At 59.7% G+C, this 20,662-nt stretch carries 15 protein-coding genes; 2 read left to right on the top strand and 13 right to left on the bottom strand.

Annotated features, from left to right (window positions below):
• Positions 1–16: 16 nt before the first annotated feature.
• The 13 genes from AACX99_RS07015 to yaaA form a co-directional block, all read right to left on the bottom strand.
• A complete protein-coding gene (locus AACX99_RS07015; RefSeq protein ID WP_339410516.1) occupies positions 17–1,456 on the bottom strand; it encodes a mannose-1-phosphate guanylyltransferase/mannose-6-phosphate isomerase in 1,440 nt (479 codons plus the stop codon).
• Positions 1,457–1,625: 169 nt separating this feature from the next.
• Positions 1,626–2,270 (bottom strand): alginate O-acetyltransferase AlgF, encoded by a 645-nt coding sequence (locus AACX99_RS07010; protein ID WP_339410515.1) that lies wholly within the window; start codon positions 2,268–2,270, stop codon positions 1,626–1,628.
• Positions 2,271–2,331: 61 nt separating this feature from the next.
• Positions 2,332–3,474, bottom strand: a complete 1,143-nt coding sequence (locus AACX99_RS07005; RefSeq protein WP_339410513.1) for an alginate O-acetyltransferase — start codon at positions 3,472–3,474, stop codon at positions 2,332–2,334.
• A gap of 11 nt (positions 3,475–3,485) precedes the next feature.
• Positions 3,486–5,015: an MBOAT family O-acyltransferase gene (locus AACX99_RS07000; protein WP_339410511.1), complete on the bottom strand. Its 1,530-nt coding sequence runs from the start codon at positions 5,013–5,015 to the stop codon at positions 3,486–3,488.
• 143 nt (positions 5,016–5,158) lie between these two features.
• Positions 5,159–6,262: a mannuronate-specific alginate lyase gene (locus tag AACX99_RS06995; RefSeq protein ID WP_339410592.1), complete on the bottom strand. Its 1,104-nt coding sequence runs from the start codon at positions 6,260–6,262 to the stop codon at positions 5,159–5,161.
• Between the two features lie 2 nt (positions 6,263–6,264).
• On the bottom strand, positions 6,265–7,686 hold the full coding sequence (locus AACX99_RS06990; protein ID WP_445261841.1) for an alginate O-acetyltransferase: 1,422 nt from the start codon (positions 7,684–7,686) through the stop codon (positions 6,265–6,267).
• Positions 7,687–7,697: 11 nt separating this feature from the next.
• Entirely contained in the window at positions 7,698–9,290 is a 1,593-nt protein-coding gene (algG, locus tag AACX99_RS06985; RefSeq protein ID WP_339410509.1) for a mannuronan 5-epimerase AlgG, read from the bottom strand.
• A gap of 12 nt (positions 9,291–9,302) precedes the next feature.
• Entirely contained in the window at positions 9,303–10,805 is a 1,503-nt protein-coding gene (locus AACX99_RS06980) for an alginate export family protein (protein WP_339410507.1), read from the bottom strand.
• Positions 10,802–12,187 (bottom strand): alginate biosynthesis TPR repeat lipoprotein AlgK, encoded by a 1,386-nt coding sequence (algK, locus tag AACX99_RS06975; RefSeq protein WP_339410506.1) that lies wholly within the window; start codon positions 12,185–12,187, stop codon positions 10,802–10,804. The genes AACX99_RS06980 and algK overlap by 4 nt, the downstream gene beginning before the upstream one ends.
• An 11-nt stretch (positions 12,188–12,198) precedes the next feature.
• Entirely contained in the window at positions 12,199–13,365 is a 1,167-nt protein-coding gene (locus tag AACX99_RS06970; protein ID WP_339410504.1) for an alginate biosynthesis protein Alg44, read from the bottom strand.
• A 34-nt stretch (positions 13,366–13,399) separates the two neighbouring features.
• Positions 13,400–14,887 carry a mannuronan synthase gene (alg8, locus tag AACX99_RS06965; RefSeq protein ID WP_445261840.1) on the bottom strand — a complete coding sequence of 496 codons (1,488 nt, stop codon included), beginning with the start codon at positions 14,885–14,887 and terminating at the stop codon, positions 13,400–13,402.
• Positions 14,888–14,969: 82 nt separating this feature from the next.
• Positions 14,970–16,280 carry a nucleotide sugar dehydrogenase gene (locus tag AACX99_RS06960; RefSeq protein ID WP_339410503.1) on the bottom strand — a complete coding sequence of 437 codons (1,311 nt, stop codon included), beginning with the start codon at positions 16,278–16,280 and terminating at the stop codon, positions 14,970–14,972.
• Positions 16,281–16,881: 601 nt separating this feature from the next.
• A complete protein-coding gene (gene yaaA / locus AACX99_RS06955) occupies positions 16,882–17,661 on the bottom strand; it encodes a peroxide stress protein YaaA (protein WP_339410502.1) in 780 nt (259 codons plus the stop codon).
• A 154-nt stretch (positions 17,662–17,815) separates the two neighbouring features.
• On the opposite strand from yaaA, the gene dmeF reads away from it, so the two are divergent.
• Together dmeF and AACX99_RS06945 are read left to right on the top strand one after the other, a co-directional pair.
• A complete protein-coding gene (dmeF, locus tag AACX99_RS06950) occupies positions 17,816–18,826 on the top strand; it encodes a CDF family Co(II)/Ni(II) efflux transporter DmeF (RefSeq protein WP_339410501.1) in 1,011 nt (336 codons plus the stop codon).
• Between the two features lie 301 nt (positions 18,827–19,127).
• The gene (locus AACX99_RS06945) at positions 19,128–20,519 is read left to right on the top strand and encodes a PhoH family protein (protein ID WP_339410500.1); all 1,392 of its coding nucleotides are present in this window, start codon (positions 19,128–19,130) and stop codon (positions 20,517–20,519) included.
• The last annotated feature ends 143 nt before the right edge of the window (positions 20,520–20,662 follow it).

Genomic DNA, 20,662 nt, shown 5'->3' with positions numbered 1-20,662 from the left:
GGCTGGCGGTTGTGCGTCAGCTCGCAGCGAGGCTGAGGGTGGAGGTTTGGCTGCGCCCGTAGACATCATCCAGGCGCTGGATGTCGTCTTCACCCAGGTAGCTGCCCGATTGCACTTCGATGATTTCCAGGGGGATCTTGCCTGGGTTGCTCAGGCGATGCACCGCGGTCATGGGGATGTAGGTGGATTGGTTTTCGGTGAGCAGGAAGACTTTGTCATCGCAGGTCACCTCGGCGGTGCCGGATACCACGATCCAGTGCTCGGCGCGGTGGTGATGCATCTGCAGGGACAGGGTGGCACCAGGGTTGACCGTGATGTGTTTGACCTGGAAACGCCCGCCCATGTCCACCGAGTCATAGGAGCCCCAGGGGCGATAGACGTGGCAGTGGTTCTGGGTTTCGCTGCGGCCGTTTGCGTCGAGCTGGTTGACCATGGTCTTGACGTCCTGCACGCGGTCTTTGTGCACGATCATGGTGGCGTCCTTGGTTTCCACCACCACGATGTCTTCCACACCGATCACCGAGACCAGCTTGCCGTTGCCATGCACCAGGCAATTATGGCTGTCATGCATCATCACATCGCCGGACAGCACGTTGCCGTCCTTGTCCTTGTCATGCACGTCCCAGATCGATGACCAGCTGCCGACATCATTCCAGCCGGCATCCAGCGGCACTACGCAGGCGCGGGTGGTTTTTTCCATCACCGTGTAATCGATGGAGTTATCCGGGCAGCAGGCGAAGGTGGCGGCATCGATGGTCACCTGGCGACCGTCGATTTGACTGCGTTCCAGCGCCAGCAGGCACGTGTCATAGATATCGGCGTCGTGCTTTTTCAGCTCTTCGAGGTAACGGCTGGCGCGGAACAGGAACATGCCGCTGTTCCAGTAATAGTCACCGCTGGCAACGAACTCGCGGGCACGCGCTTCATCAGGTTTTTCGACGAATTTGGCGACGCGAATAATGCCTTCTGGCAGCGCCGGGTCTGCCTCTGACTTGATATAGCCATAGCCGGTTTCTGGGCGGTTGGCGGGGATGCCGAAGAGCACCATCTCGCCTTTCTCTGCCGCGCTGCTGGCCAGCTGCAAGGCAGCCTGGAAAGCAGCCTGATCGTCCAGCACATGATCGGCAGGGAGGACCAACAGTAGTTCGTCACGGCCTTCGGCGAGCAGCTGCATGGCCGCGATGGCTACGGCCGGCGCGGTGTTGCGGCCAAAAGGTTCAAGCAGAATGGTCTGGGTTTCCAGCTGCTGGGTACTGAGCTGCTCGTGCACGATAAAACGGTGCTCCAGGTTGCACACCAGTACCGGGGCCTGCATGCCGGCGAAACGCAGGCGCTTGATAGTTTGCTGGAACAGCGTGTCGCTGCCGGTAAGGGCGAGAAACTGCTTGGGATACTGTTTGCGCGAGAGTGGCCACAGACGTGAACCGCTTCCGCCGGAAAGAATTACTGGAATCATTGCATGTACTCCTAAAGCACTTTTGGTTGGTTGGGTTGCCGGCTTGTGGCCGGACGGGCCCTGTTACCCAGGCTGGTAAGCAGCGCTGGGGGGTACTCCAAAACGTCTACTGCGAAAGACGCTGCTTTGCTGCGCTGGTCATTGCCAGCACTTGTACTTGTCCGGGTGTTTATTCGGTTCTTGCCGGGCGCTTGACCCATACCGGTGAGAGCGCGTTGCCGCTGCCTGTGATGTACAGGCACACCACTTCACCGCGGGCCAGGGTGACGGGTTTGAGATCGCTGACCTTACGGTCGCCATCGAACAGCGCCAGGTTTACCTTGACCGGGTTCACTTCACGCTGGCCGTTGGCATCTGGCGCCACGCCCTCGACCACCGGTTTACCGTCGGCAGTTTTCAGGCTGAGGGTGCTGTCCGAAAGGTTTTGCACCCTCAGCAGTGCCTTGCGTTTGTTATCGAAAGGTTCCTCGCTGACCAGCTTGGGCGGTTCGCCGACCTGGCTGACCAGGGTGTAGAAACGCTCGGCCTCAAGGTCCACCTGCAGGTTGTTGCTGCCGACCTGGGCGCTGTAACTGCCTGCCGGCAGAAAGCTGAAATCACTCGAGGCCAGGGGCGCAATATCGTCTAGCTTGGTATTGCCGACGCTGAAGTTGAGCTCGCTGTTACTGGCGTTATAGCCGCGGATAAACGCTGAACCTTTGGGTGCGGTGGGCGCATATAAGCCGCCTTCGCCAGCCGTTGCGGTGAAGCTGGCGAGGCTTAGCACGAGTGTGCAGGCATAAAGCATCCAGTGGGTTGAGGTGGTTCTGTGCATGAGTAGTACTCCCTGTGGGTTAATAAAGCGGTAGGTCGTACCGCAGAGTTGGCGGCATGCTTTAGTGCTGGTCGCTGGCGACCAGGTGGCGGTTACCGTCGGATTGTTTAAGTGCGCTTAGCCACTGTGCATCGAAGGCACTCAAATCGTTGGCCATGGGCAGGTAGCGTTCGGGGAACTCCCAGATCACCAACTGCGGCGGCGCATTTTTCAGCTCATCGCTTTGCAGGTACTTGAGCATCGGTACCATCGGCCCCTGGCCATCTTCGGCGTGGTTGCTCAAGTCGCGTTGCAGGTGCTGACGCAGCGCGCCGGCAAAATTCCAGGCAGGGTTGGCGCTGTAGCTGGTGCCGACCAGAGCCACGGGCATCTCGCTGTCGCTGAACAAGGCGTCGGTGCCCGCGGCCTGCTCGGCAGCCTGGGTTTTGTTGCGGCGCAATTGATCGGGCGGCGGCAGCAGGTGGCTGAACAGCGGCTCCAATGGCAGAAAGCGGGTGAGGTCGCCCTTATAGGCTTTGACTGGGCTGGCCTGGGTGATAAATACCTGCGGCTCGCCCGCGAGGGTGATGCTGCGCTTGAGCGTGCTGCTCAGTTGCTGGGCGACCAGGTCGGCGCCTTCTGGCGTCCAGTGGGTGTCGGTGCGCAGGAACATCGCGCCGTTGGCTTTGCCGGCTTGCAAGCTGCTCAGCAGTTCTGGTGCGGCAATATCGGCTGTGCGTACTTCGTTGAGGAAGCGCTGATAAAGGTCCTGGCGCAGGACGCTGGTCTGATTATCTCCGACAAATTCCGGGTACAGCCGCGCCTTGCTCGGCACGATGGCCAGCAGTAACAGCACATCATGCTGTGCCAGCTCATCGCGCACGCCCTTGATCAACGCCAGGTTCTCGCGGATGTGCAGCGGGCCGTCGGCTTCTGGTTTGAACTCCTCATCGGAGTACAGCCAGCCCTGCTCGCCAATCTGTACGCCTGGGCGGCCTTCATTGAACAGCAGGTAGTCCAGGCCGGCCCACAGGCTGGTACCGAGGGTCTTGACCGGGAAGTGCTCGTCGTAATGGCTTTCGAAGGTTTTCGCCAAGCCGCCGTCAAGCACAGTGAACTGCTTGGGTGCGTCATAGCTCAGCACCCCGCGCATAGACCACCCGAACAGCAGGAGCAGTACGCTGAGAAACAGTGCGACATAGAGTTTGCGTAATGGACGCGTCATGGTCGGCCTACTCAAAATTGGAAATAGAGGAAGGGCGAATAGCTCTGCGCCGAGAGCTTCAGCACCGACATGCAGAACAGCAGCAACAGCGCGCCGCGAACCAGGTAGCGGGGGATTGCCATCGTCCAGGTCGGTTGCTGCACCAGCACGCCGCCGCTGCCGACTACCAGGCCTGGCTCGTCGCCCGGCACCGCCTTGACGATGCGCAGCTGATCGGTCGCTGTGCCGTTGGCCCGTGTACCCGCTGCGTTGTGCCGATAGAACTGGCGCAGACCGCAGAACGCCAGAACCGCATAGGCCAGCAGCAGAGTGGCGATTTGTAGATCACTGATGTTTGCGCGGTTGAGCTCGCTGAGCTGCCAGCCGTTGAAGCTGAACATGGCGCTGTACATCCGCCAGGCCACATCAAGGTTCTCGGCGCGGAAGATCACCCAACCGAGCATCACCAGGAAAAACGTGAACAGCCATTTCAGCGGGTTGATCACCTTAGGCGCGGCGTTCACCCCCAGCGCGCGTTCGATGGCCAGCCACATGCCATGCCAGGCGCCCCAGATCAGGAACGTCCAGTTGGCGCCGTGCCAAAAGCCGCCCAGCAGCATGGTCAGAAACAGGTTGCGGTAAGTGTTGAAGGTACCGTTGCGGTTACCACCCAGCGGCACGTAAAGGTAGTCGCGCAGCCAGGTCGACAGGCTGATATGCCAGCGCCGCCAGAATTCGGTGATCGATTGGCTGATATAGGGCTGGTTGAAGTTCTCCATAAAGCGAAAACCCATCATCAAGCCCAGGCCAATGGCCATGTCGCTGTAACCGGAGAAATCGAAGTACAGCTGCGCGGTGTAGGCGATCATGCCTAGCCAGGCATCGCCGGTACTCGGGTTGCTGAGCGCAAAACAGTGATCAACCAGCGGCGCCAGGCTGTCGGCGATAAATACCTTTTTGACGAAGCCCTGCATAAAGCGCGTCGCGCCTTCGCTGAACTTGTCGAGGCTGTGGGTGCGGTCGGTGAACTGGTCGGCGAGATCCTTGTAGCGCAGCACCGGGCCTGCAATCAGCTGCGGAAACAGGGCGATAAACGCCGCGAAGTTGATCAGGTTTTCCGTCGGTTTGGTGTCGCCGCGGTAGACATCGATCAGGTAGCTGATCGACTGGAAAATATAGAAGGAGATGCCGATCGGCAGGATCACATGGGTCAGCAGGAACGGCTCCAAGCCGGCCGCCTCCATCACCTTGTTGATATTTTCCATACCAAAGTTGGCGTACTTGAAGTAGCCCAGGGTCGCCAGGTTGCCGGCCACCCCCCATAGCACCCAGCGCTGCGCCGCTTTGCTGCGTACACCTGCGGTATAGATGCGCAGGCCAAAGATGTAATTCCACAGGGTGACGGCAACGAACAGCAGGAGAAAATCCACCCGCCACCAGGCGTAGAAGGCGTAGCTGCCAATCAGAATCAGCAAATTGCGATAGCGATTACTGCTCAAGTAATACAAGCCGAGAAAAATCGGCAGAAACAGGAACAGGAATATGTTGGATGAAAAGACCATCCGTATGTCTCCGTTGAGTAGCACTCTCCGGGGCTCGCAAGCCCCCCTTTCCCCCCGCGCGCGGGAGGCTTGTTTCACCCCGTCCGCGGACGGGTTTACCGACGTACTAGCGCTAGGGCGAAATGCTCGCCTGCGCGTGCCAATCAACTGCCTTTGGCGTGTTTGCGCTCGAACACCTGGCTGACGTTGCCGCCGAGGCGAAATGTCTTGAACGGGCCCATGCTCTGCTGCAGCGCCTGGGCGTCGGTCGAACACGCATAGAGCGCGCAATAGGGCGCGAGCCAGGCGTATTTGTTGGTTTTCTTCAGGTCTTCCATGTCCTGTTTCTCGCCGGTCTTGCTGGCAAATTCGTCTGGGTTATCCACCCCGCGCAGTACACGCTCAGCCAAGCGCTGCAATGCGCCCTGATTTTCCGCACGCAGGTCGACACCGTTGGCCTGGGCGAAGGCGGCGATCATCATCAGTGGCGGCAGGCTGTAGTTGTGGTAGGCCAGCGCGCGTTGGCTGCGCTTCAGTTCGTTGGGTAGATAGCCGTCGGCGTCAACCTGGTTGGCGCCTACGCGAAACTGCGCCACTGACCAATCAAACAGGTCGCGGCGGTTGGTGGCGATGGCGGTGGCCATGACCGACCAGGCGGACCAGTAGCTGTGGTTGTTGATCTTCTTCAGTGGCAGATCGCTCCAGTCATGCACGGTGTTTTCGGCCATCTTGATGAACCAGGCTTCGATTATTTGGCTTTGCTGCGCATAGGCCGCCAGCGGCTGCGAAGTCGAAAACTTCAGACGCAGGTAGGCCGAGGCCAGGCTGCCCAGCGCCCATTTGCGCACCGATTTGCCGGTGTGGTTGTACTCGCCGCTGAGCAACGCGTCGGCCTCTGCCCAGTCGTTCAGCCACTGCAGGGCACATTCGAGCTGCGCAGGTTGACCATCACGCATGTACCGCATGATGAATCGATTGACCCCGCGCTCCATCTCGGTGATGGCCGCGGTTTTGCTGCGAAAGGCCTTTTCCGAGTCGAGATTAAGGGTGGCGCGAGCTTTGCCTGAACCTTCGTACTTGCTGCGAAATACCAGCTTGTCGGTGTAGGGCGGCGGCGTCGCTGGGCAGGCCTTGGCCTGCTTTTCGGTAACCGTTACCGGCGCGTAGTAGCCAGCAGGCGGCACCAGGTCGGTGGCGAGCAGCGCTTGGCTGTACAGCGCGGCACCCAGCAGGCAGGGGACGAATACCCTATGTGGACGTGGTTTCATGTTCATTGGGCATGCGCCGTAAGGGCTTTGCTGTCAGCGCTGGGGCGCTTGCACAGGGTCGCCTCGACACTGAGGTTGGCCGGCATGTTTTCCGGGCTTTGGATGTCCAGGGCGAGCAGGTTGAGGTCAACCCAGTCGGCGTCGTTGCGCAGCTCGAAGACGTAGCGGCCGTCGGTGGGCGCGCGTTCGCTCTGTTCGAGTTTGAAGTTTTCGCGGCGGCCGGTGAGGTACCAGAGCGTGGCCTGGGCTTCGTGCACACTGGCGTCACTGAAGGTCAGGTCGATCTGGTAGTCGCCACCGCGCAAGTCCTGCAATGGGCTGTGCTCACCGTTGACCAGCACCTGATTGGCACCGGGTTTGAGGGTGACCTTGTTCTTCATTACGGCCTTGCGGCCTTCACAGCCGTTGTCCACCAGCGGCACGGCCTGGCGGTAAAAACTTTGCTGCGCCAGGTCGTAATGGGTGGCGAACTCCCAGATCAGAATCTGTGGTGGGTTGTCGTGGAACTCCTGGCTGGTCATGTATTGCAGCAGGGCGCTGTCGAAGCCACCGCCGCTGACCGAGCGGTTGAGTACTTCAGCGCCGCTGTGCTGTTGCAGAAAACCGGCGAAGTTGTAGGCCGGACCGCTGTTGCTGGTGCCGACCAAGGCAATCTGCGGGTCGGCTTCATCGCCGAACAGGCTGTCGCTGTTAGCCACACCCTGTATGGCGGTCTCGTAGCGCGGCACATACTCTGTGGCGTAGGTGGTGCCGCAGAAATTCGCAGCGGTCTTGTGCAGAGTGCCGGCCTTGGGCAACAGGCCGGTGACGGTGCTCTCAAACTGTTGCTGGGGAATTGCGTCGAACCCAGGAATTTCCTTGAGCGTGGTGGCCACCAGTTTGGCGGTGCGGTCGGCTCCGGCGGGGGTCCAGTGGTGGTCGGCCTTGAAGTAGTAGTCGGTGTCCACACCCTGTTCATCGAACAGCGGCGACAGGTCTGTGGTCCAGATCCCCGCGTGGCGGAAGCCCTCGATGGCCTTGAGGTAGTTCTGCTTGGCCAGCTCGAAATTAAACTTGGCTTTTTCCTCGGCGGTGAGTCTTTCGCGGTTAACCAGGCCGCGCGTCGGTTGATAAACGATCAGCAGTTCCACGCCTTTTCGTTTGAGCGCATCGCGCAGCCGTTTGAACTGACGGTAGCCGGCGGACGTGGTGCCAAAGTCGGTGCGCAGGTCATAGCGGCTGCGAAACAACCAGTCTCCTTGGCCTTGTACCAGCGCAGTAAAAAAGCTCAGGTACTTGGTGTTGTATTGGCTCGGGTCCTGGGCGATAGGGCACAGTGGGCCGACACGCTGGACTTGATACTGCGGTTCAGCCTGTACAGCGGCAGTCCCCAGTAAGGTGCAAATAAGGGCCAGTTGGCGGAGTTTAAAAGGGTGCGTGTTCACGTTGTTGCTCCTCAATCCTGGAGTTCAGCCTGGCTTTCCACGGGGTCGATCAACACGGCCAGTTGGCGGCGCACCATCAGATCGAGGATTTCCTCCTGTTTGTCACCGAGCACACCACTGAAGCTGATACCGGTGCTTTTACTCGGGGCGAGCATTTCCACGCGGTACAGCTCAACCGATAGTGGCGAGTCGATAGACAGAGGGCCGGAACCATTGGCCGCGAGGGTGCCGCCGACCACGATCATCGACACCTCGGTATCGAAGGGGTCGAGCTGGATATTGCGGTCGGTGTTGGAGAGATCCTTGATGTGCCCATACACCCCGCTCAGGCCATTGGCGGCGACGAGGTTTTCATACAGGCGAATATTCACGCTGTTGCGTAAGCGGATGCCGTGGCGGGCGTTGTTCAGTACCCGGTTGCCCCACAGTAGGTTGTCCGAGCTTTCATAAAGGGTGATGCCATCTGAGTAGTTGCCATACACATGGTTGTAGGCCACCAGGTTATTGACGCTGTTACGGTCGATAACGATGCCGGAGAGTTTGTTGTCATAGCTTTTGTTATTGATGATCCAGCTGTCGTCGACCTCGCGGGAGATGATGATGCCGTGCTTCTTGCGGGTGCCGTGGACGGTATTCTCGGCAATGATCAAACCGTGTGAGCGGTCATGCGGGTCAATGCCATAAACGATGTTGTCGCGGTAGGTATTGCCCTTGATCACCACGTTTTCGGCTTCATAGCAGTAGAAGCCGTACCAGTGGTCGACAAACTCTGAGTCGATCAGCCAGCCAGTCGGTTCCGGGCGTTTTAGACGGGCCTGCATGCCGGGGGTGTACTGGGTGATGCTGACGCCATAGGACTTGCTGGTGTTGTAGCCCAGGCTGGTGAAGACGCTGGCGGCGATATACAGCTCGCTGCCACCCCAGGACACCAGAAAAGGTCGGAACTCATTAGGCGTGCGGAAGGTGGCTGGCCCATTGTCGGCTTCGCGCCAGGCCGTCAGTTTGGTTTCGGTGAAAAACAGCTGACCGTCATTGACCATAAAGCTGCCGCGCTCTTGCGATAGGCGCAGTTCCTGGGTGCTCTTGTCGATATGCAAGGTCGCGCCCTGGGCCACCACAATGGGCAGGCGGGCCAGGTAGACACCCGGTTCGACTTCGCTGAACTGGCTGTCCGGCAAGGCGTTGGCCAGATCCTGGGTGGTGACGTAGCCACCCTCGACGAAGATTGCCTGGGGCATACCTTTCTGCCGGGCTACCCACTCGCGCAGACGCTCGTTGCCGCCGATAAAGTCCTTTAGCGCATCCTGCTGCAGCATGCGCCGCACCACGACTTTGCCGCCTGGGCTGCGTTTGATCTTGGCTTCGACCGCCGCGAGGGTATAGCCGCTGAGGTCTGGCAGCTGCGGTGGGTCCAAATGCAACGCATCAATGGGCGCGCTGGTTACCGTGTAGTTCTGCGTTTGCTTGAGTTGTTGCGACTGTGGCTCGCTGGCAGAGGCTGCGGTTATCCAGGGCGCAGCCGGTTGCAGCGCGCCGAGCAGAATGCCGCTGCACAACAGCGCAATGCCGGTGGCGCGTTTGAGTTTGCTGGGGCGTGGCGTCATGGCGCAGGGTCCTCAGAATTTCCAGATAACATCGACAAAGGCGCGATGCATCAGCGAGTCGGTGTCGCTGCCGTAAGCATCACCGGGTTTGAATACGCCGCCGCGAAAACGCACCAGGGCTGCCGGCTCATCGATGGCTTCGCTCATGGCTGCAGGCAGCAGGCCTTGCTTGAAGTACTTGGTCACGACCAGATCCAGCTCCTGGCCGAGCTCCTTCTCACCATCCACCAGGGCCACCTGCGGAGCGGGGGAGAGGTCGGCGAGCGGGTCATCGAAGCGCGCGTTAATGCCGCTGCGCCCGATTTGTTGATGCTCGTCGACGCGCCAGAAGTGGTGGTAGACCAGGCTGGCCTCGTACTCGTCAGCCAGCTGCCAGGTGCCGAACAGGGTGGCGGCCTGCAGGTTGCTCAGCTCACCACGGAAGGCCTCGCCGAAGCGCTGCACGCTGCTGCGGGTGCCGGCGAAGGTGGAGCGGTTACTCTGCAGGCCGGTCTGCCGGTAATTGTCGTTGCCATTGCCGTCGTCATCGCCGCCGCCACTGCCGCGGGCGTAGGCCGCGCCGACTTGCCAGTTGGGATCAAGGCGCAGGCGCAGGCCCAGGTCTGTAGCCCAGGCGTTGAGATTGGTGCTGTTCTGGCCGCCAGCAATACCATCATCGACGTCGTTGTTGAGGCTGTTGCGTTCGCCTGTCAGCGAGGTGAGGCTGGCCCAGTAGTTGAGGCGTTGTTGATTGCGCACGTTATAGGCATCGCTATGCGCATGCAGGCCCAGCCAGGTGAGGTCGCCGTTGGCACGCTTGTCCAGCGTGTCGATGGGCTGATTGGGGTCAGCCAGTTCGCCATCGTCGCGCGAGTGATGCACACGCACGCCGACCCAGTGCCCGGGCTGCCATTGACCGGCAACATCAGCAAACAGATGCAGGCGATCCTCGTCTTCCGGGGCCAACTCGTCGATGTCGGTGCGGTACTCACTAAAGCGCTGCGCGACCCCGAGGCTGGCCTCTAGCAGGCTGGTGTCGAAGCGCCAGTTCAGTGCTTCGATATTGGTATCGCGCCATTGCCCGTCCTCGTTGCGCAGGCGCTGTCGGCCCAAGCGCAGGTGTTCGCCTGGGTAGTCAGTCAGGCCGGCGTAGTCGACCCAGAACTCGCGCAGTGCCAGGTAGTTCTTCTCGCGTGTGCGGCCATCGGTCTGGCTGGCATCGGTCTCGCCGGTGGACGACTCCAGGGTATCGGTCTGGATGATGTCGCTGGCTACGACCGCCTGGCCCATGGCGAAGGCACTCCAGTCACCGCGTTGGACGCGCACCCAGGGGCGCAGGTCGAGGGCCGCGCCATTGGCGTCACCACCACCACGGGTGCCAAGGTCGCGGTCGTCTTCCGACTGCACGGTGAACTTGACGTCGACGCCAAAGTGCTTGGCGTCCATCTGCACGGCCCAGGCTTGGCTGCCGCAGAGTAGGGACAGGCCCACGCCAAGGCTGATGGGATTGAGTTTGCACGTGGCCCGGTAATTCATTGGTTGTGCGCCTGCAGAGTGGGTTGGGTCTGCCAGGCACTGCCGCGCAACTGACGTTCCTCCGCGAGTAACTGCTCAGCCTTGGCGCGCTCGCCGGGCTTTAGTTGCTGTTCGCTGTTGCGTGCCAGCTCGGTGGCTTGGGGTGTGTTCTTCGGCAAGGCCAGCTGGCTGAAAACAAAGGCGTTAACCGGGTCGGGCTGGATGCCTTTGCCCTGCGTATACATCTGCGCAAGGGCGAAGTCGGCGTTGATCTGGCCATTGCGTGCAGCGCTGAGCAGGTGGTCGAGGGCCTGTTGCGGGTAGATGTCGCCGAGGTAGCCGCGCAGGTAGATCTGACCGAGAAAGTAGTTGGCGCTGGGCTCGCTGGGCGCAGCCTTGCGCAGGTGCTCTTCGGCTTTCTGCGGGTCTTGTGGCAGCAGTTTGCCTTCGTAGTACAGGCGTCCGAGCAGCAATTCAGCACGTGGTAGAGCGGCAGCGCGGCCTTGCTCAAGGTATTCCTGCATCTGCTCGACATCACCCAGGGCGGGGTAGTCGTAAAGCAGGCGCGCCAGGCTGACCCAGGCGGCTGGGTAAGTTGGTGCAATGGCTTCGAGCATCTCCTGCGCCTGGCTTTCATCCGGCCTGCCGAGTTCGGCGTCGGCCAGCACCTGGGCCACGGCATCCACCCGCTGCGCCGGAATCGCGGCGCTGCGGTAACCGGCCATCAGACGTTGGATCAACGCTTTCTGCTGCTTGGTCTTGCCCTGCTTCTGGTACACGGTAGCCAGCTCGACATAGCAAACATCGGCCTGGTTGATCAGGCCCTGGCAGATCTGTTCGATCTCATCCAGATGCTGGTCGTAGCTGCCCTGGCTGCGGTACAGCAGGATCTGCGCCAGATCGGCTTGGGTATGGCCTTGTTGGCGCCAGGTGGTGAGGCGTTGTTGTACGTTCATGTCGGGATAATCCTGTGGATATTGCAGATACAGCATCACCAGCGGCAGCAGGCTGCCCGGTTCCCCCGCAGCAAAGGCCTGCTCCAGCAGCTGCGCGGCTTCGCGGCGCTCAGCTGTGCTGGCAGTGGGTTTGCGGGCGAGCAACTTGCCCAGCCGCGCCTGCGCCCGTGGCGAACCGTCGAGGGCACTGCGGTAGGTCTGCTCGGCTTGCTCCATACCTTCTGCGGAGCCGCTGGCCAGCTGCAGATCGGCCAGGCCGATTTGCGCGTCGACATAACCCAACTCGGCCAACTGGCGGAAATGCTGTTCGGCAGTGGCGTGGTCGCCCTGCTTCAGTGCTTCTACCGCCAGGCGCTGGTCAGGCAGGTTGACGCACGCGCTCAAGCTGAGCGCCAGGGACAGCGTCAGCAGTGGCGTGGCCAGTGGGCGAGCGTTCAAGTTCGACATACGGCTGCCCCTCAGAGACCAGAAGCCAGGGCTTTGTCGATCATCCAGTCGAGGGATGGGCCGCGGTCGAGCACCACTTCCACCGGCTGCCCAGCCAAGCTGCTGCTCAAGGTTTGCTCGGGTTCGATCACCACGCGGATGTCCGCGGCCAAACCGCCGTCATGCAAGCTGCTGCTGATGATCTTGCCGTAGCGCGGGGTGTCGTCACCGGCGACCATAAAGCTGGCGCGGCTGCCGATGCGGGCTTGGGCAAAGTTGCGGTACGGGAAGCTAGCCAGCACGGTGGCTTGGGTGTTCTGCGGCACCAGTTCGAAAATCACATCGCCCTTGCTGGCGAACTGACCATCGGCTACCAGTTGGCGCGCCACTTTGCAGTCGCAGGGGCTAGTCAGAGTGCCCTTGACCTGCTTGCCAAACAGGGTCTCGATATTTGCCGGGTTCAGTTGCTCGTCGTTCAGGTGGCCTTTGAGCATTTCCAGCATGCTGGCGGAGAATGAGGCAATCGGTGCGCCCTTGGCGATTGCGCCGTCAGGTCCGATCAGGCTCTGTACCGTGCCTTCACGTGGCATGGTGACTTGCAGGCTAGGCACATTGACCAGGCCGGACTGGGCATGCGTGACGAAGTACAGGCCGTACACCGACTTGAAGATAAAACCGAAGGCGGCCAGACCAACCAGAAAAATTGCCAGGCTGAACGTTACGGCTTTTAGGCGGCCCAATACCCCCATGCCCGCATTGTTACTGGTGTTCTTGCGCGCCTTGGTAAAATTGTCACGTTGCAGGGTGCTGAGCAGGTCACCGGCGCTCACCAGTTCACCGCCCAGGTAGGCGCTGATCAGGTGGCGCAGAGTGGCCTGCTCGCGTGGTTTGAGATTGTGCAGCTGGCAGCCGATGCGGTTGCCGTCCATATCAACCGAGCGCACTTGGAATTCGATGTCGATGCCCAGGTTGAAGCTATCGAGCTTGAACTGCATGCGGCCTTTATGAAAGTCGCCGATCTGCAGTGTTTGCTGCTTGTCGATGACGCTGAAGCCACCCGCAGAGATATCGCTGAGCGGTAGCTCGACACGTTCGCGGTTCTTGTTCAGGTAGTGCACCTGGGCTGGAATTCTCACCCGAGCATGCTGGCGCTGGGCTTCTGACTCATGGACCACATTGACGTTGACGGCTGTATTCATGCTTGCAAATTCCTGTTCAAAAGGATCACGGTCGTCACACCAGCACCAGCAGGGTGGCGACGAATAGGCTGGCGGCAGAGAAGGTCATGGCGCGCGAGGACCATGTGTTGAACCAGCGCTGAAAACTCACCAGGCCGCGATCAAGCTTGGTGTTCTGGCGGGTCCAGGATTGCTGGTCGAGACGGAAGAACACATAGATCTTCACCAGCGCACCGACGATCTGGTTGTAATAGAGAATCAGTGGATAAGCCGGCCCGATGTGGTGGCCGGTAACGCTGAGCAGCAGAGTCAGAACCAGTCGGGTTAGACCGATCCACAGCAGGTAGACGAGGATGAAGCCGAAGCCATATTTGAGGCTGGCGATAATCGCCACGCTGAGGCCGAGCAGGCAGGTCCACATCGACACACGCTGGTCGAACAACACCAGGCTGGTGAAGCCACCCAGGCGGTTTACTCCCAGGCGCAGAGCGCGGGCGTTTTGCCGCAGGTTGTTGCCGTACCAACGGAACATCAATTTACGGCTGGCTTTGATAAAGCTCTTTTCCGGTGGATGCTCGACCGTGTTGATCGCTGCATCCGGCACGTAGAAGGTGTCGTAGCCCAGGCGCATCAGGCTGTACCAGCTGGACTTGTCATCGCCGGTGAGAAACTGGAAACGACCCAGGCGCCAGTGGTCGAGGTGATCGCTTTCCACATCGGCGATAAATGCCGGGTCAGTCACCACTTCGGCGCGGAAGACCGACATGCGCCCGGTCATGGTCAATACGCGCTTGCTCAGGGCCATCGAGCACATGTTGAGGTGGCGCTGGGCAAAGCGCAGCTTGTGCCATTCGCTCATTACGTAGCTGCCGCGTACCTCGCAAAACTCGTTGGTGGTCAGGCCGCCGACATTGGGGAACAACTTGAACCAGGGCACGGTTTTGCGTACCACGCCCTCGCCGAGCACGGTGTCGCCGTCAATCACGGCCACCACAGCATCGGCATCCGGCATCTGCCGCGAGATGGCACGGAAACCATAGGCCAGGCCATCACGCTTGCCCGTACCGGGAATGCGCACAAAATCCAGGGTGACATGTGCCGGCGGCTGCATTTGCGCCCAGAGGTTTTTCACCAGCAGCTCGTCAGACAGCTCGACGATGGAGCACACCACGGTTGCCGGGTAGCCGCAGTCAATCGCTTCACGAATGACCGAGCGATACACCTGGGCGGTGGTCAGTGCATCGATGCGAAAGCTGGTGACCAGCAGGAACACCTGTGACGGGTCGGCAGCCTTGCCGAGCTTGGCGACCTGGCGTCGGTAGAAGGGGAACACCACATAGAGAAACAGCATGCCGCGTACGAAATGCACGGCACCCATGGAGTAGCGCCAGACGCCAACGATGCCAATCAGCAGGAGGTAGTCGCGCGAGTCGGGGTCGAACACGCTCCTCGGTAATGCCAGCGCCAGCAGCATTAGTAGTGATAAATAGAACAGCCAGCCGGCGGCCTGGTTGAGGCCGCTTCTAAGCGTGTGCAGGTGCATAAACATATCCATCGTTTGTGCTGATAGGCCCTGGGCTGGCGTTGGCCGCCCAGGGCTTGCTTAGGCTTATGAGCCGCTGTGCTTACCAGCAGATTCCTTCACTGCCGGCACGCGATGCGGTCGGCATAAAGCCCACCAGATCGACCACGTGTTTGCCGTCCATGGCGTGCTCCGCCAGAGGGGCAAAATGCATGTCGCTGTTGCCCAGCACGATGATGTCGGCGTTATCCACCACAGCATCGAAATCACTGCTGAGCAGCGAGGACACGTGGGGGATCTTCGACTCGATGTAGTCCTTGTTCGCCCCGTAGACGCGGGCGTACTCGACGTTACGGTCGAAGATGCTCAGGTGGTAACCCTTGCCGATCAGCATTTCCGCCAGCTCCACCAGCGGGCTTTCACGCAGGTCGTCGGTGCCCGCTTTGAAGCTCAAGCCGAGCAGGGCAACCTTGCGTTTGTCATAGCTGGCGATGATGTTGAAGGCGTTCTGCACCTGAATGGAGTTGCTACGCATCAGTGAGCCAATCAGCGGCGCGTCAACATCCAGAGAGCCTGCGCGGTAGGAGAGGGCGCGAACGTCTTTGGGCAGGCACGAGCCACCAAAGGCGAAGCCGGGTTTCATGTAGTACTTGGAGAGGTTGAGTTTGTGATCCTGGCAGATCACCTCCATCACGTCGCGACCGTCTACGCCGGCTGCTTTGGCGATGTTGCCAATTTCGTTGGCGAAGGTGACCTTGGTGGCGTGCCAGACATTGCAGGTGTACTTGATCATTTCTGCAACATCGATGCTCTTGCGGATAATCGGTGCATCGAGCTCGCTGTAGATACTTTCCAGCAGATCACCAGAGGCTTGATCCAACTCCCCGATCACCGTCATGGGCGGGAAGTCGTAGTCTTTGATCGCGGTGCTTTCGCGCAGGAACTCCGGGTTTACTGCCAGGCCGAAGTCGACTCCAGCTTGCTTTTGTGAGCAATCCTGCAGGAGCGGCAGGACCACGTTCTTGGCGGTGCCTGGCAGAACCGTGCTGCGGATGACTACGGTATGGCGCTCGGTTTTGTCGCGCATGGCCAAGCCAATGTCGCGGCATACGCCTTCGATGTAATTGAGTTCCAGGTCGCCGTTTTTTTTGCTCGGCGTGCCCACGCAGATAAACGACACATCGCTATTGAGCACCGCATCCGCCACATCAGTTGTACCGCGCAGATTCCCTGATGCGAGCCCTTGTTGCAGCAGTTCTTCCAAGCCTGGTTCAACTATTGGCGATTTGCCATTGTTGATCAGGTCAATCTTGGTGGCAGATATATCTACGCCGATCACCTGATGACCGCGCGCCGATAAGCAACCTGCACAAACTGCCCCGACGTAACCTAAACCGAAGATGCTAATTCGCATCGCATTCACCTCGTCCATTTATTGCTACTATTAATAAGTGGCAGTTGGCCACAGTTATTCGTTAGTTCTGCACGCTGACGTGCTTGAACTAATTCAGGCATAAGAGTTGATTGGCAACTTAAAGCGGTTGCCGGCGTCGGGCTTTATAAGTTGCGTGCCCGTTCTACTTGTTCTGCCATTTGCGCGGTCGGCTCTGGCATGGGGGTCTTAGTGATCTGTTGAGTCGTTTTAGTTCCGCCTTTGTTAGTTGGTGACTTTCTTATGTTGATTTGCTGCTACGGATAATGGCCCGCGTTTATTGCAGTTTTATTCACGTGAAAGTCGGATAAAGAAAAGCATCGTGTCGCTATGAGTGTGATGTTTTTCTGATGGTTCCGACCGTTCGTCATCTTTCGTAATGAAATGAGAACTGCTTGGTAGTTGCACTTTGATGGCACTTTGCAATGAGTTGGTCGTTCGTTTGGCATGAAGTGCACGTGCGCGGGAAAGTTCAATAAGAAATTTCCAGATTAAATAATCTGACTGTTTGAATAAGTATTTAATGGCGCGGGGAGATGGAGCAGGGCGGGCCATTTACGCGGCCCGCAGGGGGAAGGAGGGGTTAATCCTGTGGATGATCGCGGAGGAAAACCAGGGTGTCGGTTTTTGAGGTTTCGGCTGAGTAGCGGTAGCCCTCGTAGGTGAAATCCTTGAGGCCGGCTGGATCGGTCAGGCGCTCCTTGATCACATAACGTGCCATCAGGCCGCGGGCTTTTTTCGCGTAGAAACTGATGATCTTGTACTGACCGTTCTTCTGATCCTTGAACTCGGTGTTAATCAGCCGCGCATTTAGTGCCTTGCGTTTCACCGCGCTGAAGTATTCGTTGGACGCCAGGTTGAGCAGCACCTCGTCGCCCTGGGCCGCCAGCGCTTCGTTCAGCCAGCCACTGATGCGCTCGCCCCAGAAGTCATAGAGGTTGTTACCGCGCGGGTTGACCAGCTTGGTGCCCATTTCCAGGCGGTAGGGTTGCATCAGGTCGAGCGGGCGCAGCACGCCATAGAGGCCGGAAAGCATGCGCAGGTGCTCTTGGGCGAAATCGAAGTCGGCTTCGCTGAAGTCCTCGGCATGCAGCCCGGTGTAAACGTCGCCTTTGAACGCCAGCAGCGCCTGCTTGGCGTTGGACGGGTTGAACGGTCGTTCCCAACTGCCGAAGCGTGCGGCATTAAGACCGGCGAGTTTGTCCGAGAGGTGCATCAACTCGGCGATCTGCGCCGGGGTAAAGTCACGCAGCTGGTGAATCAGATCCTGAGCGTGGTCGAGGTGTTCGGGCTGGGTAAAACGTGGAGTCGCAGGCGGTGTCTCGTAATCGAGGGTTTTGGCTGGGGAAATCACCATCAACATGGGGGTTGCTCCTGAAAGTCTGCGGCGATTCTAGAAGCTGACAGCCGCTGAGACTACCTATAAGGGTGATTAGCTTTGTGGCTTGACCCGAGGGCCGCCACGGGGTTGTAGTTTGTTCAAGGTCTGTTACTGCCTCATCCTTCAAGGAGCTGTTATGACCGCTTGCAACCATTCGCGCTGGGAGCCGTCCCACGACTACCGCCCGCTGGAAACTAAGGCTGAACGTCAGGCCTGGCGCGTTGCCGCGCTAACCGGGGCGACCATGCTGGTGGAAATAGTCGCCGGCTATGCCTTCAACTCCATGGCCTTGCTTGCCGATGGCTGGCACATGGCCTCGCACATGTTGGCCATCGGCCTCACGGCACTGGCCTATCTGTTGGCGCGGCGTTATGCCGATGATCCGCGCTTTGCCTTTGGTACCTGGAAGATTGAAGTGTTGGCCGGCTTTGCCAGTTCTCTGATGCTGGTTGTGGTGGTGGCAATGCTGGCGTTCGAGTCGCTGTGGCGCTTGTGGCAGCCGCAAACCATCACCTTCGACATGGCCTTGTGGGTGGCGGTGATTGGTTTGCTGGTAAATCTGGCGTCTGCCTGGATGCTGCGTGACAGCCATGATCACAGCCACGGCGCAGGTCATGGACATAGCCACGCGGGTGGCCATGCTCATGGCGATCACGATCACGATCACGATCACGATCACGATCACGCGGCGCCCGCGGGCAAGGATCTCAATCGCCATGCAGCGTTTATCCATGTGCTGGCCGATGCGCTGACTTCGGTGGCGGCCATCCTCGCCTTACTCGGCGGTATGCTGTTGGGTTGGGATTGGCTCGACCCGCTGATGGGGGTGATTGGCGCGGTGATTATCGGGGTGTGGGCCAAGGGCCTGCTGATCGACACTGGCAAGGTGCTGCTCGATCGCGAGATGGACAGCCCAGTGGTCGAGCGCGTGCGCAGCGCCTTGACCGAGGAGGCGGACACTGAACTGGCCGATCTGCACCTATGGCGCGTGGGCCGGGCGCAGTTCGCCTGCATCGTCAGCGTGGTGACCCATGGTGACGGCTCGGCGGATCGCTACAAGGCGCGGCTGGCGGGGATTGCGGAGCTGGCGCATGTGACCGTGGAGGTCAATCGCTGTGCCGCTGAGCACAGGGTGGAGTGCGGCTGAATGGAAAAATCTGCCTGGCTCGAAAGCCGGTGGGACTTCCGACTTTAACGGCGCTTGCGTGGTGCGCCAAGCGCTATTTGTCGCTCCGATAAATAAACCTGAAAAACTTAAAAAATACGTTTTTCTGTCATCTTTTTTGGAGTATCTAAAAGGCAAGACCGCCGAACCCTGCAGACAGGTGGCGGCCATTGGCCCTCACCTTTTTGCAGCCTTCTCAGCCTCCGCCCTGAGGAGTCGACGGCCCCTCCGCGGCGCAGTCTCGCCCCTGCGTTGCTTGGCTACTAGAAAAAGGTGACCGAGTATGGATGACCACGGACGCTCCAAGCCCACCGCCCCAACCCTGTACGCCCTCGATACCAATGTGCTGATCCACGACCCCAACGCGCTGCTGAATTTTCAGGAGCACCATGTCGCTATCCCGATGACCGTACTGGAGGAACTGGACAAGCTTAAAACCGGCAAACAGGGCGTGGCCGCCGAGTGCCGCCAGGCTATTCGTCTGATCGACAAGATCCTCGGCAGCGCCAACCCGGAGGAGGTGGAGCACGGCGTCGCCATCCAGCGCGACAAGAGTGGCCCCTGCGGCTATCTGTCGATTCTGATGAGCAAAAGCGCAGCTCCGGTCACCTGGCTGCCGGAAGACCTCAACGACAACAAGATCATCAACCAGCTGGTCGAGCTGAAGTCCCGTCGCCCCGGTCTCAACGTGGTGCTGGTGACCAAGGACATCAACATGCGCCTGAAGGCGCGGGCCTGTGGCATCGATTCCGAGGATTACCACACCGACCAGCTGGTCGACGATGTGTCCTTGCTGTCGCAGGGTTACCACAACATGGACGGCTCCTTCTGGGACCGCGTGAACAAGGTGGAAACCCGTCAGGATCACGGCCGCACCTGGCACCGCGTACAGCTCACCGACAACCTGCCGGCGGTGCACGTCAATGAGTTCATCATCGACGAGCAGGGCTTTGTCGGCTGGATCAAGGGCATCAAGCACGGTGAACTGCTGATTCTCGACATGCACCAGGAACCCTTGATGCACCAGGAAGCCTGGGGCCTGCGGCCGCGGGATATCTACCAGTCACTGGCGCTGTTTGCCTTGCTCGATCCGGATATCCATCTGGTCAACCTGTCCGGCGCGGCGGGTTCAGGGAAGACCATCCTCGCCCTGGCGGCGGCCATCGAACAGACCATGGTCAGCAAGCGCTATCGGCGCATTATCGCCACCCGCAGCGTGCAGGGGCTGGATCAGGAGATCGGCTTTCTGCCCGGCACCGAAGCCGAGAAGATGGAGCCCTGGCTCGGCGCGATTACCGACAACCTCGAAGCCCTGCATATGGACGACGAGAACACCCACGGCAGCGTCGACTACATCCTGCAAAAGGTCCCGCTGCAGTTCAAATCGCTCAACTACATCCGTGGCCGTAGCTTCCAGCAGAGTCTGATCCTGATCGACGAATGCCAGAACCTCACCCCGCACCAGATGAAAACCATCATCACCCGTGCCGGCAGCGGTTCCAAAGTGGTGTGCCTGGGTAACCTGGCGCAAATCGACACGCCCTACCTGTCGGCGCCCAGCTCGGGCCTGACCTACCTGACGGAGCGCTTCAAAGACTTCGAGCATGGCGTACACATCACCTTGCAGGGTGTGCCGCGCTCGATCCTCGCCGAGTACGCGGAAACCCATATGTAACCATCACTCACGCTCGCCCAGCAGGCCGTCATGGCTGCTGGGCCGGGTGTCGCCGTAACCTCCTGTCTGAATCCCCTAGCATTCACAGGTGCCGAAACCTGACCCCTGGGTTTACAATCGCTGGACACTTGTCTGGAGCCTGT

This window comes from Pseudomonas sp. EA_35y_Pfl2_R5, from assembly GCF_963970805.1.
GTDB lineage: Bacteria > Pseudomonadota > Gammaproteobacteria > Pseudomonadales > Pseudomonadaceae > Aquipseudomonas.
This window is presented reverse-complemented; position numbering and strand designations above follow the sequence as displayed.

Excerpts from the sequence above, each read along its gene's own strand:
- AACX99_RS07015 (WP_339410516.1), bottom strand. The coding sequence starts at position 1,456 with ATGATTCCAGTAATTCTTTCCGGCGGAAGCGGTTCACGTCTGTGGCCA.
- AACX99_RS07010 (WP_339410515.1), bottom strand. The coding sequence starts at position 2,270 with ATGCACAGAACCACCTCAACCCACTGGATGCTTTATGCCTGCACACTC.
- AACX99_RS07005 (WP_339410513.1), bottom strand. The coding sequence starts at position 3,474 with ATGACGCGTCCATTACGCAAACTCTATGTCGCACTGTTTCTCAGCGTA.
- AACX99_RS07000 (WP_339410511.1), bottom strand. The coding sequence starts at position 5,015 with ATGGTCTTTTCATCCAACATATTCCTGTTCCTGTTTCTGCCGATTTTT.
- AACX99_RS06995 (WP_339410592.1), bottom strand. The coding sequence starts at position 6,262 with ATGAAACCACGTCCACATAGGGTATTCGTCCCCTGCCTGCTGGGTGCC.
- algG (WP_339410509.1), bottom strand. The coding sequence starts at position 9,290 with ATGACGCCACGCCCCAGCAAACTCAAACGCGCCACCGGCATTGCGCTG.
- AACX99_RS06980 (WP_339410507.1), bottom strand. The coding sequence starts at position 10,805 with ATGAATTACCGGGCCACGTGCAAACTCAATCCCATCAGCCTTGGCGTG.
- algK (WP_339410506.1), bottom strand. The coding sequence starts at position 12,187 with ATGTCGAACTTGAACGCTCGCCCACTGGCCACGCCACTGCTGACGCTG.
- AACX99_RS06970 (WP_339410504.1), bottom strand. The coding sequence starts at position 13,365 with ATGAATACAGCCGTCAACGTCAATGTGGTCCATGAGTCAGAAGCCCAG.
- alg8 (WP_445261840.1), bottom strand. The coding sequence starts at position 14,887 with ATGCACCTGCACACGCTTAGAAGCGGCCTCAACCAGGCCGCCGGCTGG.
- AACX99_RS06960 (WP_339410503.1), bottom strand. The coding sequence starts at position 16,280 with ATGCGAATTAGCATCTTCGGTTTAGGTTACGTCGGGGCAGTTTGTGCA.
- yaaA (WP_339410502.1), bottom strand. The coding sequence starts at position 17,661 with ATGTTGATGGTGATTTCCCCAGCCAAAACCCTCGATTACGAGACACCG.
- dmeF (WP_339410501.1), top strand. The coding sequence starts at position 17,816 with ATGACCGCTTGCAACCATTCGCGCTGGGAGCCGTCCCACGACTACCGC.
- AACX99_RS06945 (WP_339410500.1), top strand. The coding sequence starts at position 19,128 with ATGGATGACCACGGACGCTCCAAGCCCACCGCCCCAACCCTGTACGCC.